This window comes from Allobaculum fili (assembly GCF_020969955.1).
GTDB classification, from domain to species: Bacteria; Bacillota_I; Bacilli_A; order Erysipelotrichales; family Erysipelotrichaceae; genus Allobaculum; species Allobaculum fili.
This window is the reverse complement of sequence record NZ_JAHDSX010000044.1, coordinates 1-18,669: the sequence shown is the minus strand read 5'-3', so window position 1 is coordinate 18,669 and position 18,669 is coordinate 1. Positions and strand designations below refer to the sequence as shown.

Here is an 18,669-nt window from a genome sequence, read left to right as displayed (position 1 = left end):
CGGATCCGAAGTATGAAGAAAACGATGAAGAATAAAAAATACGCCAAGCGGGATCTCGAAAGGGATCCCGTTTAGCGTATCTAATATTCAGTCTCGCGTATACCCGTCGATTGTTTGACACTTACAATCGATCTGTAAAGCGGATGGGAAGGATCCTTTAGCGGAAAGGAAGGAATTCGCCCAGTCGAACAGATTGCTTACGCTTCGTCGCCAAAGAACAGCTTCAGATCCTGGTCCACCGTACGGATTCCGGAAAGGCCGAAGTTTTCAATCAGGACTTTCGCCACGTTTGGGGACAGGAATGCCGGAAGCGTTGGACCGAGATGGATGTTCTTAATGCCCAGATAGAGCAGGGAAAGCAGAACAATGACGGCTTTCTGTTCGTACCAGGCGATGTTGTAGACGATTGGAAGGTCGTTGATATCGTCGAGTCCAAAGACGTCTTTCAGTTTCAGAGCAATCAGCGCGAGCGAATACGAGTCGTTGCACTGACCGGCATCCAGAACTCTTGGAATACCCTGAATAGCGCCGAGATTGAGCTTGTTGTATTTGTATTTGGCACAGCCTGCGGTCAGGATCACCGCGTCTTCTGGAAGCTTTTTCGCAAATTCGGTGTAATAGTCGCGGCTTCTCTGACGGCCGTCGCAGCCGGCCATAACGACAAACTTCCGGATGGCGCCGTTCTTTACGGCTTCGACGATCTGATCGGCGAGTGCGAACACCTGCTCATGCGCAAAGCCGCCGACGATTGTTCCGGTTTCGATTTCCTCTGGTGCCGGGCACGTTTTCGCCTGTTCAATCAGAGCGGAAAAGTCCTTGATTTCTCCATAGGCACTATCGATATGGCGGCAGCCTGGATATCCGGTCGTTCCGGTTGTCCAGAGACGGTCTTTATAGCTTTCGGCCGGCGGAACGATGCAGTTTGTCGTCATTAAAATCGGACCGTTGAATTTTTCAAACTCTTCGCGCTGCTTCCACCAGGCGTTTCCGTAGTTGCCCGCAAAATGGGGATACTTCTTGAACGACGGATAGTAGTGAGCGGGAAGCATTTCGGAATGGGTATAGACGTCTACGCCTGTACCCTGCGTCTGTTCCAGAAGCATTTCCAGATCGCGCAGATCGTGTCCGGAAACAAGAATTCCCGGGTTTTGGCGGACACCGATTTCCACTTCGGTCATTTCCGGATGGCCGTACGCGTCGGTATTGGCTTTGTCGAGAAGGGCCATGCCGTCTACGCCGTATTTTCCGGTTTCCAGAGCCAGGGCGACGAGGTCGTCGACGCTCAGCGAATCGTCGAGCGTTTTGCTTAAAGCGTTCTGGAGAAACGCGTCAACGGCTTCGTTATCGTGCAAAAGCGCGTTGGCGTGCTTGGAGTAGGCGGAAAGGCCCTTCAGTCCATACGTGATGAGCTCGCGTAAAGAACGGATATCTTCATCTTTGGTCGAAAGCACGCCGACTTCAGCGGCTTTCGATTCAAAGTCTTCTTTCGGTCCGTTCCAGAAGGCAGCTTCGGGCAGACCGTCCGTACTGCCAAGCTGTCCGAGCAGGTTTTCCTTCATTTCCAGCGTGTCTTCTACCATGAGACGGATGAAATCGCGATCAAAATTGGCGTTGGTAATCGTTGTAAACAGATTTCTGGAAATCTGATGATTGACCGCCTGCGAAACCGGCAGACCTTCAGCACGCATTTTCGTTGTAATGCTCGAAAGGCCTTTGGTTACGTAGACGAGCAGATCCTGCATGGCCGCGACTTCCGGCTTTTTTCCGCAGACCCCTGCGATGGTGCATCCCGTATTGCCTGCGGTTTCCTGACACTGATAACAGAACATTTTCTCTTTCATATATGTATTTCCTCCATAGACTGCCCGGACCGGCCCAGAACGGGCGGACAAAAGAAGGCGCGCCTTTAAAAGGCGCGGCAAGCGGGCAGTTTGTTTGCTTCTGTGTTCGTTTTTACTGTATTCAAATGCAGACGATAAGTATGTGGTTAAAACCACATCGACAAATTTTTAGGGAGAATTTTCATGGACGAAAAACAGCTGCTGAAAACCGCTTTATTTAAAGGAATGGATGAGGATGAATTGGGTCAGTCGCTTCATGCGCTGCACGCCAGAGAACGCCATTTTGACAAGGGAGAGACGATTTTGCATGTGGGCCGCTCAACGCATGAAATGGGTCTGGTTCTGTCGGGAAGCGTTCGCATTGAAAGCCTGGATGAAATGGGAAACCGGACGATTTTAAACCTTATCGTCCCTGGTCAGTATTTTGCGGAGGCATACGCTCTTCTTGGCAATGAGCCGACACTGGTGGAGGTTGCAGCCAATGAACCGACCCGCATTCTGCTTCTGGATTTGCAAAATCTGAAACCCGGCTCCTGCCGATGCGGGGGGTGGGAGACGAAAGTTCTGTACAATCTGACGCTGCTGGGTGCGCAGAAAAATCTGGCTTTATCCAGACGCAGCTTTTTCACATCTTCCAGAACGATCCGCTCCCGCGTACTTGCGTATCTGCGTTTTGCGGCGCTCAAAAAGGGAAGCCGCGTTTTCGAAATCCCGTTTGATCGACAGCAGCTCGCCGATTATCTGAATGTAGAACGGAGCGCCCTCTCTAAGGAACTTGGCCGCATGAAAAAAGAGGGACTGATCGCGTTTGAAAAAAATCATTTTGAACTGCTCGATCCCGCCAAACACGATTTGCTTTAAACGAACGAATCAAAACGGACGAATTGAACCGGAGGAAAAGGGAAACCTGCTGGTCCAGATCTTGCTGCAGGACATGAAAAAAGCTGCCGGATTTTGGCAGCTCAGCGTTTTAGCAAAATGGATCAAAATGGTTAACGAAAGATCAAATGCCGCATTAGTTATCGCTTTTGCGGGCAAGGGCCGGATCAAACCATTTGAAGCGGGTATCCATGTCGAGTTCGACTTCGATCGGCTTGCGCGTGTACGGCTGCAGAAAGCGCAGACGATAGGCCTGAAGCATCAGGCCTTTTTTGTTGCGGACAAGACCGTACAGCGGATCGTTCATGATCGGATAGCCGATGTTGGCCAGATGAACGCGGATCTGGTGCTTGCGTCCGGTGGAAATGTCGGCACAGACGAGCGATTTGTCTTCAAACAGTTTCAGACGGGTGATGTGGGTATGGGCAGGTTTGCCTTTGGAGAAGACCATCATCTTTTCGGCTTCGTGACGGTTGCGGGCAATCGGGTTGTTGATGTCGATTTCCCGATGATCCACACGGCCGTCTACAACGGCGAGATATTCCTTTTTGGCGGTGCCGTTTTCGAACTGCTCATCGAGGAACGCCTTGACAAGCGGATGCTTGGAAAAAAGAACGAGGCCGCTGGCTTCCTGGTCGATGCGGTTGACCGGCTGCGCCGCAAAGCGGGCGCCGTTGGAAACGAGATAGCCGTTGACGCGGGAGGTCAGCGTATCTTCGGTATTGCCGTCACCATGCACGAGTAAAAACGGCTTCTTGTTGGCTACCAGGCAGAAATCGTCTTCGTAAACGATCGGAACGCCCGCAAAGGACAGCGGTGTCGTTTCTGAAATATCGAACGTTTGGTCGATGCGAACGGTGACTTTATCTTTTGGGGAAATTTCTTCAGCCGGGTTGGTGATGACCTGACCGTTTTTCAGAATTTCCGTATGTTTTTTCTTTTCTTTGGAAATCGCCAAAAATGTATTGAATTCTTCCAGCGTGATCGGCAGATCCGTCAGCGCCTGAAGATTTCCATCAGGGAGAACATGAATTTGAATGGACATGATTAAAACCTTTCTGTTGTTTTCTTCATCTTATCCCGAAGCGGCCACAAATGAGGAAATGATGAACGTTTGCCTGTTTTACGCAAAGGGAAGGGGTTTGAACGGCTGCCAGGGCATCGGAAAATGCGGGTCGAGGCCTGCGTGGAAGACGGAATTATCCACTTTCAAAGCGCAAAAAAGGCAAAGTCATCTTTTCTGTGAAGTTTTCTATGTTTTTTATACTTTTTTCTTCCGAACGAATGTCAGTTTACGGTCGTAATCGGGAGGCCGCAAAACGGTCAATGGTAGACTAGTAGAGACAAGGAGGAATTTCTTATGAAACTCTACAAAAGTGCTCAGGGCGATGTAGTTGAAGTTGTACTGCCCGTGGACAAGGAACTTGATATTACCATTAACGGCGAACCAGCAGTGCTTCTCGAAGCCGGTTCTACCGATGCTGCGCTCGAAAAACACGTACCGGATGTAAAAGTAGAAGACGGCAAAGTCTCCGTACAGGTCGGCTCGACCAAGCACCCGATGCTTCCGGCGCACTGGATCACCAACATCTGGATGGAATATCCGGATGGATCCGTAGAAAAGCAGACTCTGTTTCCTGGTCAGGAACCAGTCGCTGTATTCGATGTCAAAGGACAGAGCGGCAAAGCAGCTGTCTACGAATACTGCAATCTGCACGGTCTCTGGAAAAAGGAAATCGATCTCTAGTCGGTCGCCCAAAACCCAGCGTACGTAAACGACTGCCCGGCTGCAATACCACACACGCACAAAACGATTCAAGCCTGAGTTTTCGAACGAACTTAGGCTTTTCGTTTTCTCTTTTTAAATCCATACGGATTGAAAAGAACGAAACGCGTATTTGTTTGTCCGCCCGCTTTCTCGCTTCTTACCATTTTTTTTGTTCAGGCAACGCAATTCTTGAAAAACGCATGCTGCAAGATAATGGAAACAGAGAAAGACGATCTATAAACCGATCCATACAGGGAACGGTTCCCGCGGATCGATTCGCCGCTTTTTTCCGATTTGCCTCTTCTTTTTCACGTTCTTCCTTTGTTCTGGATTTCGTAAGAAAGCCAAACGAAGCGTTGAGCGGCGCGGAAAAGGATCGGATAGAAGAAGCGGAAAAGGGAACGAGTATAGATGGTCGAAATGGGAGGTTTACTATGAACGAAGAAAAAAGCACGATGCATCCCGAAACAGCCGAAACAACAAAAGACGAGAAAACAGTTCTCGATCAGGATATGAAAAAAGATCTGGCCAGCGCCGAAGAAAAAGCCAGTCAGGTTCGTGAAAGCGTAAAGACGGACTTCCAGCAGGCGGTCGATCAGGCCCATGCGAAAATGGCCGAAGCCGGCGCCTACGCGGAGGCCGCAAAAGAAGAAGCGCAAAAAGCCGAAGAACAGGTGAAAGCCGATTTCAGTCAGGCTGCTAAAGAAGCAGAAGCCGATTTTAATCAGGCATCGAAAGAAGCCGGTTCGCAGCTCGAAGACTACGCGCATCAGTTTGGCGAAGAAGTCGACCGACGTGCAGACGCCTTTGATGATCGATTCAATGAACTTTCACAGGATGCCCGCGAAAAATTCGGCGAGTTCCGTGAAAAAGCTGTGGATCATGTCGGTGATTTCGCGCAGGAAATGCAGGACGATCCAAAAGCCGCTCTGATTGAAGCCGGCAAGGTGTTCCTGATGGTTGCCGGCGGCATCGCGCTGCTTCGTGCCCTGTTCGGCAAAAAATAGAATCAAGTACAGATATTGAATCAGTAAATATTGCTCGAGCAGACAGGGAATGAATTACGCTCCCTCAAGCCGGTCCCAGAAAGAAACGGACGGGCTTGAGGGAGCTTTTCTTGGGGAAATCTGTTGTTCCAGGTATTCCTTTTGGATCGAAAATTATCGCGGCCATTTTTGTGAGAAAGAAATTTTTGTGAGAAAGAAGATATATAGGACTGGATATAGACCGGATCCAGTTTAAAGTACTGGAAAGAATGTGTACAAAACAAGGACGTTTTGAACGTTCTGTCAAGCGAATACGGGCATAAATGGCGATTTTTGTATGAATTTGATCTTCGTTTCTGACGGTCGTATTTGATCCTTAAGATATTTTTTGCAACAATCAAACGGAAAAGGCAGCCGCTTGGCCGCCATTGAAAGGATCAGAACTATGAACACAGCAGACATTCAGGTCTGGAAAGATATTTTCAGTCAGCTTCAGACGAACATTCAGGACAACGATCAGATGATCCGAGAGATCAAGGAACAGATCGCTCTCCAGGAAGAACGTAACAAACAGGAAATCCAGAAAATGGTGCAGACTGCGACGAGCCAGAAAGAAGAACTCGAATCCCTGCTCGCTCAGGTCAGCCAGGACGGACTTTTTTCCCTTCCCGCCGACGAAGAAGCCAGAAACGCCTTCGAAAGCAGCCTGAAGGAACGCATCGAGCAGTGCACGCAGGTTATCGACTTCGCGCAGAGCCTGCTGGGCATGCCGGCCGCTTCGGAAGAAACGCTCGACAAGATCCGTCTGGGCAGCCGCAAGGACAAGGAAATCCAGGATGTGATCGCTTCTGGTTTCTCGGAAAGAAGCCTGCTTGGCAACTGGATCCACTACTTCCAGAAAGATCTCTACACCTGCCAGAGCTTCTGGGACGATCATGAATTCAAGGAATACGACTTCCGCGGCAAGGAACTGATGGAAGAAAGAAGCGGCAGCTATGCGGTCGAAAACGGCAAGGTGCTGCTTACGTACCCAGACGGCAAGAAGATGGTCTATGTCGTAACCGGCTATTCCGATGACTGCCTCGACTATCTGATCTCCGGAACGCCGATCCGCTTCGACTACATGCCCGAGGACATTCTCAATACGCTGCTCGAAGAAAACGCCAACGCCTAACAAAAGCCCGCTCGAGCGGGAAAGAAAACGCTGCAGAAAATCGTCTGCACAAAATCAGCAGACAGAATTGATACAAGATGAAAAACAAAGCCGTCCTTTGAACCAAGGAAAACGTTCTTCCCAGTTCAGGGACGGCTTTTTGTCTGTGCATGCGGATTTATCCTTTCGGGCACGGTACAAGGGCCTTTGTACAAAGGATCGTATAATTGTACTGTCAAACAGGAGGCTGATGATTATGGCTGAAGAATTCAAAAAGTTTGAAGACAAGGTTCTGAGTGACGAAGTTCGTCATGACGAGCGTGAAATTGATAAGAAACGTGCGGACATGAATATGCATGTAGTGGAAGAGGACGCCGACAAGTCCAAATTCATGAAAGAGCTGCGTGAAAAAGAAATCGACCATGACGAAAAAGTGATCGAACGCAAAGAACAGGCAGCTGCTCGTCACGAAGAAAAAATCAAAGAAAACGAAAAGAAAATCAACGGCGTCGACTAAATCATCTCCATACAGACCCGTATGAATGCGGACCTTTTGCGGTCCGCTTTTTTCATGGAAATCGAGTGGAAAGCGGTTCTGTGCTTTTCAGCGCAGGAATCGGCTGTAAATTCGGAAATCGTGTAAGAAAAAGAACGGCCGTTCTGTTCTTGAAAAGCGAACAAATTGAGAAGCAAGGTCCAAGAATTGCAAGATCGGATGAAATTCCGCACTCTGAAAGCTAATTTCATGAAAATTTTTGAAAAGTCTTTTTTTACAATGACGCAGAATGTGTGAATTGTGTAGAATGTGTGCAATACGAAAAAAGGAGACATTTATCCAATGAAACTGCACAGATATTCCATTGCTGCACTGAGTGCTGCGCTCCTCTTTGCCGGATGTTCCGGAAATGGCGGCAGCTCCTCCACAGCCAGCAGCGCCGATGGTTCCAGTATCACCGCGGCAGCCGATGGCGCTTCCGATGTCAAGATCGGCATCCTCCAGTACACCGAACATCCCGCACTCGATGCGGCTGCTAAAGGCTTTGAAGATTATCTTAAGGAAAACGGCTATGCCGATGCGCAGATTACCTTCAACTCGGCACAGAACGAAGTGGCCAACTGCACATCCATTGCCCAGAAATACGTGAACGACAAAGTAGATCTGATCTACGCCGTCGCTACGCCGGCCGCGCAGGCTGCAGCCAACGAAACTAAGGACATTCCAATTGTCATTTCCGCGGTAACCGACCCTGCAGATTCCGGTCTGGTGGAAAGCAACGAAAAGCCAGGCAACAACGTAACCGGCTCTTCCGACCTCAACCCGATTGAAGCGCAGTTCGATCTGCTCAAGGAAATCGTACCGGATGCGAAAACCGTAGGTCTGCTCTACTGCAACGCCGAAAGCAACTCCGCGTTCCAGATTGAACTGGCGAAAAAAGAATGCGAAGCCCGCGGCCTTGAATTCGTGGAAGCTTCCGTAACCGACTCAAACCAGATTCAGCAGGTTGTTGAATCCCTTAACGGAAAAGTCGATGCCATCTACGTACCGACCGATAACCTGATGGCCGAAAGCATGGCGACTGTATCGCAGATCGCAACCGGCTTTGGCATCCCGACCATCGTCGGCGAAGAAGGCATGGTTTTAAACGGCGGACTTGCCACTTATGGTATTGACTACTACAAACTCGGACAGCTTGCCGGCGCACAGGCCGTAAGCATCCTCAAAGGCGAAAGCAAACCGGAAGACATGGCCATTGAATACCTGGCTACGGACGACTGCACGCTTTCCTTCAACTCCAAGACAGCAGAAAAACTCGGCCTCACGCTGCCGCAGTCCGTTGTTGACCGCGGTACAGACGTTACCGTTGAGGAATAGGAATGGCGCTTCTGTTTTCTCTGGAAGGTGCTATTGGACAGGGAATCCTCTGGGGCATCATGGCCCTGGGCGTATATATCACCTTCCGCCTGCTTGACTTTGCGGACCTGACCGTCGACGGCTCCTTCGCAACGGGAGCGGCCATCAGTTCGGCCCTCATCTTAATGGGCGTCAATCCGTATCTGACCGTACTGGCTGCGCTGATCGTTGGCTTTCTGGCCGGCGCAGTGACTGGCTTCTTCAATACGGTCTGCAAAATTCCGCCGATTCTTGCCGGTATTCTTTCCCAGATCGGTCTGTACTCCATCAACCTGATGATCATGGGCAAATCCAACATTCCGCTCATGAACGAAAGCACCTGCTTTTCCTGGCTGACCGATCACATCCCAGCCATGGGCTGGATCACCCCGGGCTATCTTTCCGTCATCTGCGTCGGCATTCTGTTTGTCATCGCAACGATTGCGCTGCTCTACTGGTTTTTCGGAACTGAACTCGGCGCGTCGGTTCGTGCGACGGGAAACAACCCGAACATGGTCCGTGCCAACGGCGTGTCGACCAACATGACCACGATGATCGCGCTCATGCTTTCCAATGGACTGATCGCCATGTCCGGCGCGCTGGTCTGCCAGCAGCAGGGCTACGCGGATGTCAAAATGGGCATCGGCGCCATCGTTATGGCTCTGGCTTCCATCGTTATCGGAGAAACCATTTTCGGACGCAAGGGCGGATTCCTCCGTCGTCTGATCTCCATCGTTGTCGGAAGCATTTTGTATCGAATCATTGTTTCGCTCGTTCTGCAGCTCGGTCTGAACCCGGACAACCTGAAGCTCTTTACAGCGCTGCTCGTAGCTGCAGCCCTGAGCATTCCGGTCGTTCTTGAACACCGCGCACAGACGTCCGCCTATAAGCGTCTGACCGAAGCGGTCGAAAGCGTGGAGGAGAAGTTCTGATGCTGAAAATCTCACATGTCTCCAAAACCTTTAACAAAGGCACCGTAAATGAAAAGAAAGCGATCAGCGATCTGAATCTTCACATTGAAGAAGGCCAGTTCGTTACCGTCATCGGCGGCAACGGCGCCGGCAAATCGACGCTGCTCAACCTGATCGCCGGCGTATATCCGCCAGACTGCGGGCACATCGTTCTCAACAATACCGACGTTTCGCTCATGCCGGAGCACAAGCGTGCCAAATTCATCGGCCGTGTCTTCCAGGACCCGCTGATGGGTACGGCAGCCGATATGGAAATCGGCGAAAACCTGGCTTTTGCGGCAAGACGCGGACAGGGACGTACCCTGCGCTGGGGAAATACCAAAAGCGAACAGCAGAAATACCGCGATCAGCTCGCTACGCTCGGACTCGGTCTGGAAACCCGCCTCACCAGCAAGGTCGGCCTGCTTTCCGGCGGCCAGCGCCAGGCGATTACGCTGCTCATGGCATCGCTTCAGAAGCCGGATCTGCTTCTGCTCGACGAGCATACCGCAGCGCTTGACCCGCTGACGGCTAAAAAAGTTCTCGATCTTACAGAAAAAATCGTCAGCGAAAATAAGCTGACGACGCTGATGATCACCCACAACATGAACGATGCGATCCGTCTGGGAAACCGTCTGATCATGATGTACAACGGAAAGATCATCTACGACGTAAGCGGTGACGAAAAAGCTTTGCTGACCGTAGAAGATCTCCACAACAAGTTCAAGGAAGCAGCCGGTACCGAATTTTCCGATGACCGCGCGGTCCTGATCTAACCCCGTATTCTGCGGCAGGAAACAGAAGAGCCTCCTTCTGGATCCTGCCGTTTTTCTATGGCCTTCTTACGCCATAAGAGAACGGCACGCAAATCGAGAGAGCAGGAGTGCAGGAATCGAGAGAGCAGAAGTGCGCGAATCGAGAAGGGAAGAGAGAACAGGCAAAACGGACGGAAAGAAAATGCCTGCCATACTAAAAAATACAAATGTGCGCGTTCAATCTGTACGGATTTATGCATGAAAACGCTACATTTTAAAGCCGCTTCTGCGGCCAGCAAGTGCCGTTTTCTGAAACCAAATGAAAGAGCAGAAAAAGGCGATCCAGTCTACCCTTCGAAAGCCATTTCAGTCCGATTTTTTATCACGATTCGGACTGAAAGTAGCGGGTTTTGTCATGGTTTAAACCGGAAAAAAGGCAAACATTGCAAAAAGTGGGCAAAACCTTTCCATTTGACAATTCGACACAAATAGTGCATCTAATGCATCAAAAATGAAATCATTATTGAATAAAAGAAAACATAAATGTAAAGAAATTATTTCTACCCATGACTATTTCTCTATGAAAGCCCATACAATTTATCCCTCAAAAAGCACGCGGGCGGGTGTTTGAAAAGGCTACAAGTGCTATACTTTTAATGAAATTAGTTTCAGGAGGAAAACTATGGATAACAACAATATGCTCGCCATGATTCTGGCTGGCGGGCGCGGCTCCCGTTTGTATCAGCTGACGAATAAAACGGCAAAGCCTGCGGTATATTTTGGCGGAAAATACCGCATTATTGACTTCCCCCTCAGTAACTGTGCAAACTCGAACATCAACGTTGTCGGTGTTCTGACACAGTACGAACCTGTACAGCTCAACGCGTATGCGGGCGCTGGACAGCGCTGGGGTCTCGATACCCGCGGCAGCGGCGTATACGTCCTTCCGCCTAGTGAAAAAGACGACACCAAGTTCGGTGTTTATCAGGGTACCGCCGATGCGATCTACCAGAATATCGACTTCATCGACGAGTTCAATCCTGGATATGTTCTCATTCTGTCGGGTGACCATATCTACAAAATGAACTACGACAAAATGCTCGCAGCACATCGCCAGAACGACGCGGATCTGACCGTAGCCGTTCGCCCGGTTCCATGGGAAGAAGCGCCACGCTTTGGAATCATGAACTGCGACATGAACAACCACATTCTTGAGTTTGAGGAAAAACCTGCCGAACCAAAATCCAACCTGGCTTCCATGGGCATCTACATCTTCGACTGGCCGCTGCTGCGCGAAATCCTGATCGAAGATGCCAAGGACAAGGATTCCAAGCACGACTTCGGCATGAACATCATCCCGCGTCTGCTCGCTGACAAGAAGCGTCTGTTCGCCTACAACTTCAGCGGCTACTGGAAAGATGTTGGAACGATTGACTCCCTCTGGGAAGCCAACATGGACCTGATCGACCATAACGATGAACTCGACCTTGGCGATCAGGACTGGAAAATCTACACTTCCGATATTCCTGTACTTCCGCAGTACGTATCCCCGACTGGACGCGTTAAACACTGCTACATCAACCAGGGTGCTGTGATCCGTGGCGAAGCCGTGAACAGCGTTCTGTTCAACAACGTCACCATCATGGAAGGCGCTGAAGTAAAAGACAGCGTACTCATGCCTGGCTGCATTGTAGAAAAAGGTGCAAAAGTGTACCGCTCAATCGTTGCCGAAAAAGTTGTTGTCGGCGCCGGCTCCACTGTAGGTTCGCCGGATTCGGAACATATTTACCTGGCTTATCAGGACGTGAAAGGAGATAACTAATATGATTAACGCACTTGGTATTGTCGCCTTCACATCTCCTGCCATCTATGTCAGCGGCGTAGGTCAGTACCGTCCAATGGCAGCGTTCAACTATGTAGGACGCTACCGTCTGGTCGATATTCCAATTTCCAACATGACAAACTCCGGCATCCAGAACATTCAGGTTTACACCAACGGCGACCCGAAAGTTCTGTTTGACCACATTGGCAGTGCCCGTCACTACAACATCAACAACAAGCACGGTCACGTAGCGATTATTCCGGTAGGCTACAGCGGCCTTTCTCAGGAATATTCTTCCGACCTGCACGGCTACTACTCCAACCTGGATGAAATCGAAGAAGATAATCACGATTACGTGATCATCGCTCCGGTCAACTGGGTCTACAAGATCAACTTCCAGAATCTGCTTGCGAAACATATCGAATCCAAGGCAGACATCACGCTGCTTTACCATCATGAAATGAATTCCCGCGATGCCCGCGACTTCCTTAGCTCGAACGTTATCTTCAAAAACGAAGCCGGCGAATTCGATCACGTGGAAACGTACATCGGACAGCCGGAACTCGGCCCGCGTGGTGCAGAAATGGATGTATTCCTGGATACATACATCATCAACAAGAAAACGTTCCTGAAGATGGTGGAAGAAGGTCACGAATGCTCCGAACTGTACTGGCTGACTGACATGCTGAACTACGTTGCAGACAATCCAAAATGGGATGTCAAGATCAACATGGTCGACTATACGCACGTAATCTTCCCGATCCTCAGCAAACGCACATACTTCAAGTCCAACATGGCAATGCTGAACGAAGCCAACATGAGCTTCTTCAACGATCCAAACTGGCCAATCTATACCCGTACCAACGATTCGCCTCCGACAATTTATCTGGGTGAAGGCACCGCTTCCGGCGCTCTGATCTCCAACGGATGCAAAATTGAAGGCAACGTTCAGGGTTCGATCATCGGACGTAACGTTACCGTCGGCAAAGGATCTCTGATCAACAACTGCCTGATTCTGCCGGGTGTTGAAATCGGCGACAACATCATGCTGACCAACTGCATTGTCGACAAGGACGCCAAGGTTGTTCTCAAGCACGAAGTAACCGGCAACGAAGAGAACCCGGTTTATCTCAAACGCAGAGGTAATTATTAATGGCTTCTATTTTAATGGCGGCTGCAGAAGGCCTTCCATTCGTTAAGACCGGCGGACTGGCCGATGTAATCGGTTCTCTGCCAGCCGCTCTTGCGGAAATGGGTCACGAAGTGAAAGTTGTTCTGCCGCTCTACAAAAAAATTGCAGAAAAGAATTTTCAGGATCTGACATACTGTGCTTCCTATACGGTAAACATCAACTACCGTGAAGTGCCGGTAACGATCTATTCCCAGACCGTGGGCAAAGTGGCTTACTTCTTTGTTCAGCACCAGGGCTATTTCGAACGAGATGCGCTCTACGGCTATCTGGATGACGGCGAACGTTTCGCTTACTTCCAGAAAGCTGTCATCGAAATGCTGAACCAGCTCAACTACTGGCCCAACATCATCCACTGCCACGACTGGCAGACCGGCATGATTCCGTGCATGGTTAAGGAAACGCATTCGAGCGATTCCCGCTATGCCAACATCAAGTTTGTCTACACGATCCACAACCTGCTCTTCCAGGGTAACTTTGGACCGGAAATGACCGACTCCTGCCTCGGCCTTCCATACTACCTGCTCGACAATGGCAACATCCGTTTCGACGGCGGCGTATCCTTCATGAAGTCCGGCATCCTCTACGCCGACAAGATCACGACCGTTTCGCCGACCTACTCGCAGGAAATCCTGACGCCCCAGTACGGCGAACATATGGAAGCCGTACTGAACATGCGCCGCTATGACCTGTGGGGCATCGTAAACGGTATCGATATGGCTGTATGGAACCCGAACACGGATCCGGCTCTGCCATATCATTACAACAAGATCACCATGTCCAAAGGCAAAGCCCAGGACAAGGCAGCGCTTCAGAAGGAACTCGGCCTGGAAGTCAATCCGCATGTTATGCTCGTCGGCGTAGTTTCCCGTCTGACCTACCAGAAGGGCTTCTACCTGATGCTCGAAAAGTTCCAGGAACTCGCTAATGCACCAATCCAGCTGGCGATTCTTGGTACCGGCGAAGACGCCATCCAGAACGCATTCCGCGATATGGAAAACCAGCATAAAGGCAAAGTCTGCTTCTATCGGGGCTACAACGAAGATCTCGCGCACCGCATTTACGCCGGCAGCGATCTCTTCCTGATGCCTTCTCTGTTTGAACCGTGCGGCCTCAGTCAGCTCTGCTCGCTGCGCTACGGCACACTGCCTCTGGTTCGTGAAACCGGCGGTCTGAAAGATACCGTTACGCCTTACAACGAGTTCGACAAGACTGGGAACGGCTTCAGCTTCTCCAACTACAACGCGGATGAAATGATGAACACGCTCAATAACGCGATCAATGTTTATTACAACCGTCCGGAAGACTGGAAAATTCTGCAGATGAACGCCATGAACAAAGATGTTTCCTGGCAGAATTCCGCTGAAGTGTACAACAGACTGTACGACACTCTGATGTAAGAATTACCCTATGTAAACGAAATGCTTCCTGCCATAATAAGCGGGAAGCATTTTTCATTTTGCGCGGATGGAACAGGACAGGAAAATCTGCGCAGACAGCCGTGAAAAAATGCACGAAACTGCCGCTCGAGAGCGGAATGTCTGGAGAAGAATGTCCGGAGAAGAGAGCCTATGGAAGAATCGTTTGAAAATCACTTTCTGGAACAGGGAAAAGGGGAAACCCTGATCCTGCTTCATGGAAACGGGGAAGAAAGCAGCTATTTTGAAAAGCAGATCGAAGAATTCTCCAGATATTATCGCGTGATCGCAATCGATACGCGCGGACATGGAAAGACGCTCCGAGGCAGAGCTCCATTTACCATTCGTCAGTTTGCACAGGCTCTGAAGGCGTTCATGGATCAGCACAATATTGTCCGGGCGAATCTTCTCGGCTTTTCCGACGGGGCCAACATCGCCATGATTTTTGCGATGAAATATCCTGATCGCATCGACCGGCTCATTCTGGACGGCGGAAATCTGACCCCGGACGGTGTTCGGTCTGGCACACAGATTCCTATTGAAATCGGGTACAGAATGGCCAGTTTCTTTAAAAAGTTCAGTCCAAAAGCCAGAACAACTGCGGAACTGCTGGGACTGATGGTGAACGATCCGAATATTAATCCAGAGGATCTGACGAAGATTCAGGCACCGACGCTGGTCCTTGCAGGAACACGTGATGTCATTAAGGCTTCCCATACAAAAGCAATTGCCAAAGCCATCCCAGATTCCAGACTTGTCTTTATAACCGGCGATCATTATGTGGCTGCAAAAAATCCGCAGACGTTTAATGCAGCCGTTCTTCACTTTTTAAAACCGGAGATCACGCCGTCCGGCAAAAAGGAGTGTTTATGAAAACGGAAGATATCCTTTCCAGTCCAAATCCAAGTTCTAAAAGAGACACCAGCAGCTGTACCGGATTAGCCGAATCTGAGAAGGTTGAAGCGTCCAGTCTCGAAGGAAAAACAATTCTGGTCAGCGCCTGTCTGCTCGGTGAGAAGTGCCGCTATGACCGGAAAAGCTGCCGGGATGAGGCGGTTATCGCATTAGGTAAACGCAATACGCTAATTCCGGTCTGCCCGGAATGTCTTTCCGGTCTTCCTACACCGCGAAAGCCTATGGAAATTCTCGAAGATCGAGTACGGACAAAAGACGGAGACGATCTGACGGCGACCATGGAAGGCGGCATCGATAAGGCTATGGAAATCGTAAAGGAGAAACAGCCGGATCTGGCTATTTTGATGGAACGGTCGCCTTCCTGCGGAAGTTCCATTATTTATGACGGTACATTTTCATCCAGACTCATTCCTGGGAAAGGTTTATTTACGCGCAAACTGGAAAAAGAGGGAATTCAGGTTGTCGGAAATCACGCACTTCAAGGTTGTTAAAACTATCAGGTTGCTTTAAAATCAGATTGTAAGCGATTCAGGAGGAAATGAATCATGAAACAAGCAACAGTTAAGGTTATTGACCCGGTAGGACTTCACGCACGTCCTGCTACAGTGGCCGTAAACGCAGCCAGCGGATGCAAGAGCGATGTCGTTCTGAACTTCAAAGGACGCGAATCCAACATGAAGTCCATCATGGGCGTTATGTCCCTGGGCATCCCGACACAGGCCGAAATCGTTATCTCCGCTACTGGTGACGACGAAGACGAAGCCATCGACAACATCGTTAACGCACTGCGCGCACAGAAAGTCATTGAATAATCCGACACAGAAAAAAGGCTCTCCGGAGCCCTTTTTCTTTATCTGGAGATCACAGACCGCAAGCAGGTCTGGCCAGTCGGATGGACTGTGCGTTTTGCCGGTTTGTAACCAGATGTTTTCAAAGAATTCCCGCTTATTGCCTTGCCGTCCGGTCGATTCACACGCAGAAAAGGATTCCGAAAATAAACAGTTTGAAATCAATCTTTTTCATTGAGGAATACAAGTTTTCGGGCAGAAAAGTCATAATCGACCGACGATTGATTCATGTTATAATTTTTGCGAAATCGGAGGTTAAAAAATGTCTGTTGTTGAAGAACGTTATCAGAAATGGGTCAACAGCCCAAACCTGGACGCGCGTTATAAAGAAGTACTGGAAAACATGACTCCAGAAGAAAAGAACGACGCGTTCTACACCACTATTGAATTTGGAACTGCCGGTATGCGCGGCCTTCTTGGTCCGGGAACAAACCGTATTAATATCCACACCATTCGCAAAGCTACCCAGGGATTTGCGGACTACATCAAGGAAAATGGTCCGGAAGCCTGCAAAAAGGGTATTGCAATCGGCTACGACAACCGTCACATGAGTAAGGAACTTGCCTTTGACTGCGCCGATCTCCTCGCCAAAAACGGAATCAAAGCGTATGTGTTTGAAAGCCTTCGTCCTACACCAGAACTGAGCTTTGCGGTCCGTCACCTCGGCTGCTTCGGCGGTATCATGATCACCGCCAGCCACAACCCCCGTCAGTACAACGGCTACAAGCTCTACGATGAAAAAGGATGCCAGCTCGTCCCGGATCTGGCTGCCAAAGTCATCGAAAAAGTCAACGCGATCGAAGATGAACTTGCTATCGATACCAACATTGCCGATGAGCAGAAAAAGCTCATCACCGTTATTGGTGAAGACGTTGACCGTCCATACTACGAAGCCGTTAAGAGCATCCAATTGAACCCGGATGTAAAGAAAGACGTCAAGATCGTATTCTCCCCAGAACACGGTACCGCCAATGTACCCGTTCGTGAGATTTATAAGGAAACCGGCTACACCTGCATTCCTGTTCTGGAACAGTGCACCCCGGATCCGGATTTCTCGAATACTCCGACACCAAACCCGGAACAGCCAGGCGCTTATGAACTCGCTCTGAAATACGCGAAGGAAAACGACGCGGATATTATCCTCGTCTGCGACCCAGATGCGGACCGCATGGGCGTAGGCGTTAAGCACAGCGGCGAATACGTTGTCATGACCGGCAACCAGTCTGGTGCTGTACTGCTTGAGTACATTCTCAGCCAGCTCGATGCCAAGGGCGAAATGCCGGAAAAACCGGTTATGTTCAACACCGTCGTAACTTCCGATCTCGGTGAAAAAGTAGCTTCTGCTCATAACGTAGAAACTGAAAAAACGCTGACTGGATTCAAGTTCATCGGTGAAAAAGTAGCCAACTACGAAAAGACACACGCCAAGAACTATGTCTTCGGTTACGAAGAATCCTACGGTTCGCTGATCAAACCGTTCGTCCGCGACAAAGATGCACCACAGGCCTGCCTGATGCTGGCGGAAGCAGCTTCCTGGTACAAGAACAACGAAGGCAAAGACCTCGTTGACGTTCTCGAAGAGCTCTACGCAAAACACGGAACCTACGAAGAAAGCCAGGTTGCGGTTGAACTGGAAGGTGAAGCCGGCGCCAAGAGAATCAAACAGATTCTTGCCGATCTGCGCAGCGAAGCACCAAAAGAAATTGCGGGAACACCAGTTGTTCGCTTCGAAGACTACAAGGAATCCGTAATTAAGGAAAACGGCGAAACCAGAGAACTCACTGGATTCGTTAAATCCGACGTTCTGAAATACTATCTGGCCGACGGTAGCTGGATTGCGGTACGTCCTTCCGGAACGGAACCAAAATGCAAGTTCTACTACTGCATTAAAGGAACCGATCACGCAGACGCTCACGCCAAAACGCTGAAATACCAGAAAGCCATGGCGGAACTGACTGGCACTGCGGCTTAGTTTCCTGACTTACTCAGACTGACTCTGCACTCCATCGGCAGACGATATGAATGATTAATTGAAACCCTATATGCGGGCTGGATCCAGCAGGATATTTCCTGAAACGATCCGGCCCGCATTTTTGCGTATTCCAGTCAGAAAGAGCAGGGAAGCGGAGTAAGTGTCAAACAATCGACGGGTATACGCGAGACTGAATATTAGATACGCTAAACGGGATCCCTTTCGAGATCCCGCTTGGCGTATTTTTTATTCTTCATCGTTTTCTTCATACTTCGGATCCGG

General features: G+C 49.8%; 17 protein-coding genes. 15 read left to right on the top strand and 2 right to left on the bottom strand.

Features of this window, described 5'->3' with window-relative positions; all coding sequences use genetic code 11:
- Positions 1–197: 197 nt before the first annotated feature.
- A complete protein-coding gene (gene hcp / locus Afil_RS08915; protein WP_230268211.1) occupies positions 198–1,841 on the bottom strand; it encodes a hydroxylamine reductase in 1,644 nt (547 codons plus the stop codon).
- Between the two features lie 183 nt (positions 1,842–2,024).
- Between hcp and Afil_RS08910 the strand changes: the two genes are divergently transcribed.
- A complete protein-coding gene (locus Afil_RS08910) occupies positions 2,025–2,702 on the top strand; it encodes a Crp/Fnr family transcriptional regulator (RefSeq protein ID WP_230268210.1) in 678 nt (225 codons plus the stop codon).
- Positions 2,703–2,856: 154 nt separating this feature from the next.
- On the opposite strand, the gene Afil_RS08905 is transcribed toward Afil_RS08910, so the two are convergent.
- Positions 2,857–3,765 (bottom strand): RluA family pseudouridine synthase, encoded by a 909-nt coding sequence (locus Afil_RS08905; protein WP_230268209.1) that lies wholly within the window; start codon positions 3,763–3,765, stop codon positions 2,857–2,859.
- Between the two features lie 315 nt (positions 3,766–4,080).
- Between Afil_RS08905 and Afil_RS08900 the strand changes: the two genes are divergently transcribed.
- From Afil_RS08900 to Afil_RS08835, 14 genes are all read left to right on the top strand, one after another.
- On the top strand, positions 4,081–4,467 hold the full coding sequence (locus Afil_RS08900; protein ID WP_230268208.1) for a desulfoferrodoxin family protein: 387 nt from the start codon (positions 4,081–4,083) through the stop codon (positions 4,465–4,467).
- Between the two features lie 455 nt (positions 4,468–4,922).
- On the top strand, positions 4,923–5,495 hold the full coding sequence (locus tag Afil_RS08895) for a hypothetical protein (RefSeq protein ID WP_230268207.1): 573 nt from the start codon (positions 4,923–4,925) through the stop codon (positions 5,493–5,495).
- Positions 5,496–5,919: 424 nt separating this feature from the next.
- A complete protein-coding gene (locus Afil_RS08890; protein WP_230268206.1) occupies positions 5,920–6,648 on the top strand; it encodes a hypothetical protein in 729 nt (242 codons plus the stop codon).
- 235 nt (positions 6,649–6,883) lie between these two features.
- Complete coding sequence (locus Afil_RS08885; RefSeq protein WP_230268205.1) at positions 6,884–7,144, top strand: hypothetical protein; 261 nt, start codon at positions 6,884–6,886, stop codon at positions 7,142–7,144.
- A gap of 321 nt (positions 7,145–7,465) precedes the next feature.
- Positions 7,466–8,500 (top strand): ABC transporter substrate-binding protein, encoded by a 1,035-nt coding sequence (locus tag Afil_RS08880; RefSeq protein WP_230268204.1) that lies wholly within the window; start codon positions 7,466–7,468, stop codon positions 8,498–8,500.
- Positions 8,501–8,502: 2 nt separating this feature from the next.
- Entirely contained in the window at positions 8,503–9,450 is a 948-nt protein-coding gene (locus Afil_RS08875) for an ABC transporter permease (protein ID WP_230268203.1), read from the top strand.
- Complete coding sequence (locus Afil_RS08870; RefSeq protein ID WP_230268202.1) at positions 9,450–10,244, top strand: ABC transporter ATP-binding protein; 795 nt, start codon at positions 9,450–9,452, stop codon at positions 10,242–10,244. Before Afil_RS08875 ends, Afil_RS08870 begins: the two co-directional genes overlap by 1 nt.
- 661 nt (positions 10,245–10,905) lie before the next feature.
- Complete coding sequence (locus Afil_RS08865) at positions 10,906–12,045, top strand: glucose-1-phosphate adenylyltransferase (protein ID WP_230268201.1); 1,140 nt, start codon at positions 10,906–10,908, stop codon at positions 12,043–12,045.
- Position 12,046: 1 nt separating this feature from the next.
- Entirely contained in the window at positions 12,047–13,198 is a 1,152-nt protein-coding gene (locus Afil_RS08860; protein WP_230268200.1) for a GlgC family sugar phosphate nucleotidyltransferase, read from the top strand.
- Complete coding sequence (gene glgA, locus Afil_RS08855; protein ID WP_230268199.1) at positions 13,198–14,634, top strand: glycogen synthase GlgA; 1,437 nt, start codon at positions 13,198–13,200, stop codon at positions 14,632–14,634. The genes Afil_RS08860 and glgA overlap by 1 nt, the downstream gene beginning before the upstream one ends.
- 171 nt (positions 14,635–14,805) lie before the next feature.
- Positions 14,806–15,525, top strand: a complete 720-nt coding sequence (locus tag Afil_RS08850) for an alpha/beta fold hydrolase (protein ID WP_230268198.1) — start codon at positions 14,806–14,808, stop codon at positions 15,523–15,525.
- The gene (locus tag Afil_RS08845; protein WP_230268197.1) at positions 15,522–16,058 is read left to right on the top strand and encodes a 2-thiouracil desulfurase family protein; all 537 of its coding nucleotides are present in this window, start codon (positions 15,522–15,524) and stop codon (positions 16,056–16,058) included. Before Afil_RS08850 ends, Afil_RS08845 begins: the two co-directional genes overlap by 4 nt.
- A gap of 54 nt (positions 16,059–16,112) precedes the next feature.
- Positions 16,113–16,379 carry an HPr family phosphocarrier protein gene (locus Afil_RS08840; protein WP_230268196.1) on the top strand — a complete coding sequence of 89 codons (267 nt, stop codon included), beginning with the start codon at positions 16,113–16,115 and terminating at the stop codon, positions 16,377–16,379.
- A gap of 298 nt (positions 16,380–16,677) precedes the next feature.
- Positions 16,678–18,387: a phospho-sugar mutase gene (locus tag Afil_RS08835; protein ID WP_230268195.1), complete on the top strand. Its 1,710-nt coding sequence runs from the start codon at positions 16,678–16,680 to the stop codon at positions 18,385–18,387.
- Positions 18,388–18,669 lie beyond the last annotated feature (282 nt).

Bases quoted from the DNA above. Each gene is read 5' to 3' on its own strand.
- Afil_RS08865 (WP_230268201.1), top strand. From the start codon at position 10,906: ATGGATAACAACAATATGCTCGCCATGATTCTGGCTGGCGGGCGCGGC.
- Afil_RS08900 (WP_230268208.1), top strand. From the start codon at position 4,081: ATGAAACTCTACAAAAGTGCTCAGGGCGATGTAGTTGAAGTTGTACTG.
- hcp (WP_230268211.1), bottom strand. From the start codon at position 1,841: ATGAAAGAGAAAATGTTCTGTTATCAGTGTCAGGAAACCGCAGGCAAT.
- Afil_RS08905 (WP_230268209.1), bottom strand. From the start codon at position 3,765: ATGTCCATTCAAATTCATGTTCTCCCTGATGGAAATCTTCAGGCGCTG.
- Afil_RS08890 (WP_230268206.1), top strand. From the start codon at position 5,920: ATGAACACAGCAGACATTCAGGTCTGGAAAGATATTTTCAGTCAGCTT.
- Afil_RS08860 (WP_230268200.1), top strand. From the start codon at position 12,047: ATGATTAACGCACTTGGTATTGTCGCCTTCACATCTCCTGCCATCTAT.
- Afil_RS08880 (WP_230268204.1), top strand. From the start codon at position 7,466: ATGAAACTGCACAGATATTCCATTGCTGCACTGAGTGCTGCGCTCCTC.
- Afil_RS08850 (WP_230268198.1), top strand. From the start codon at position 14,806: ATGGAAGAATCGTTTGAAAATCACTTTCTGGAACAGGGAAAAGGGGAA.
- glgA (WP_230268199.1), top strand. From the start codon at position 13,198: ATGGCTTCTATTTTAATGGCGGCTGCAGAAGGCCTTCCATTCGTTAAG.
- Afil_RS08885 (WP_230268205.1), top strand. From the start codon at position 6,884: ATGGCTGAAGAATTCAAAAAGTTTGAAGACAAGGTTCTGAGTGACGAA.
- Afil_RS08840 (WP_230268196.1), top strand. From the start codon at position 16,113: ATGAAACAAGCAACAGTTAAGGTTATTGACCCGGTAGGACTTCACGCA.
- Afil_RS08845 (WP_230268197.1), top strand. From the start codon at position 15,522: ATGAAAACGGAAGATATCCTTTCCAGTCCAAATCCAAGTTCTAAAAGA.
- Afil_RS08870 (WP_230268202.1), top strand. From the start codon at position 9,450: ATGCTGAAAATCTCACATGTCTCCAAAACCTTTAACAAAGGCACCGTA.
- Afil_RS08835 (WP_230268195.1), top strand. From the start codon at position 16,678: ATGTCTGTTGTTGAAGAACGTTATCAGAAATGGGTCAACAGCCCAAAC.
- Afil_RS08895 (WP_230268207.1), top strand. From the start codon at position 4,923: ATGAACGAAGAAAAAAGCACGATGCATCCCGAAACAGCCGAAACAACA.
- Afil_RS08910 (WP_230268210.1), top strand. From the start codon at position 2,025: ATGGACGAAAAACAGCTGCTGAAAACCGCTTTATTTAAAGGAATGGAT.
- Afil_RS08875 (WP_230268203.1), top strand. From the start codon at position 8,503: ATGGCGCTTCTGTTTTCTCTGGAAGGTGCTATTGGACAGGGAATCCTC.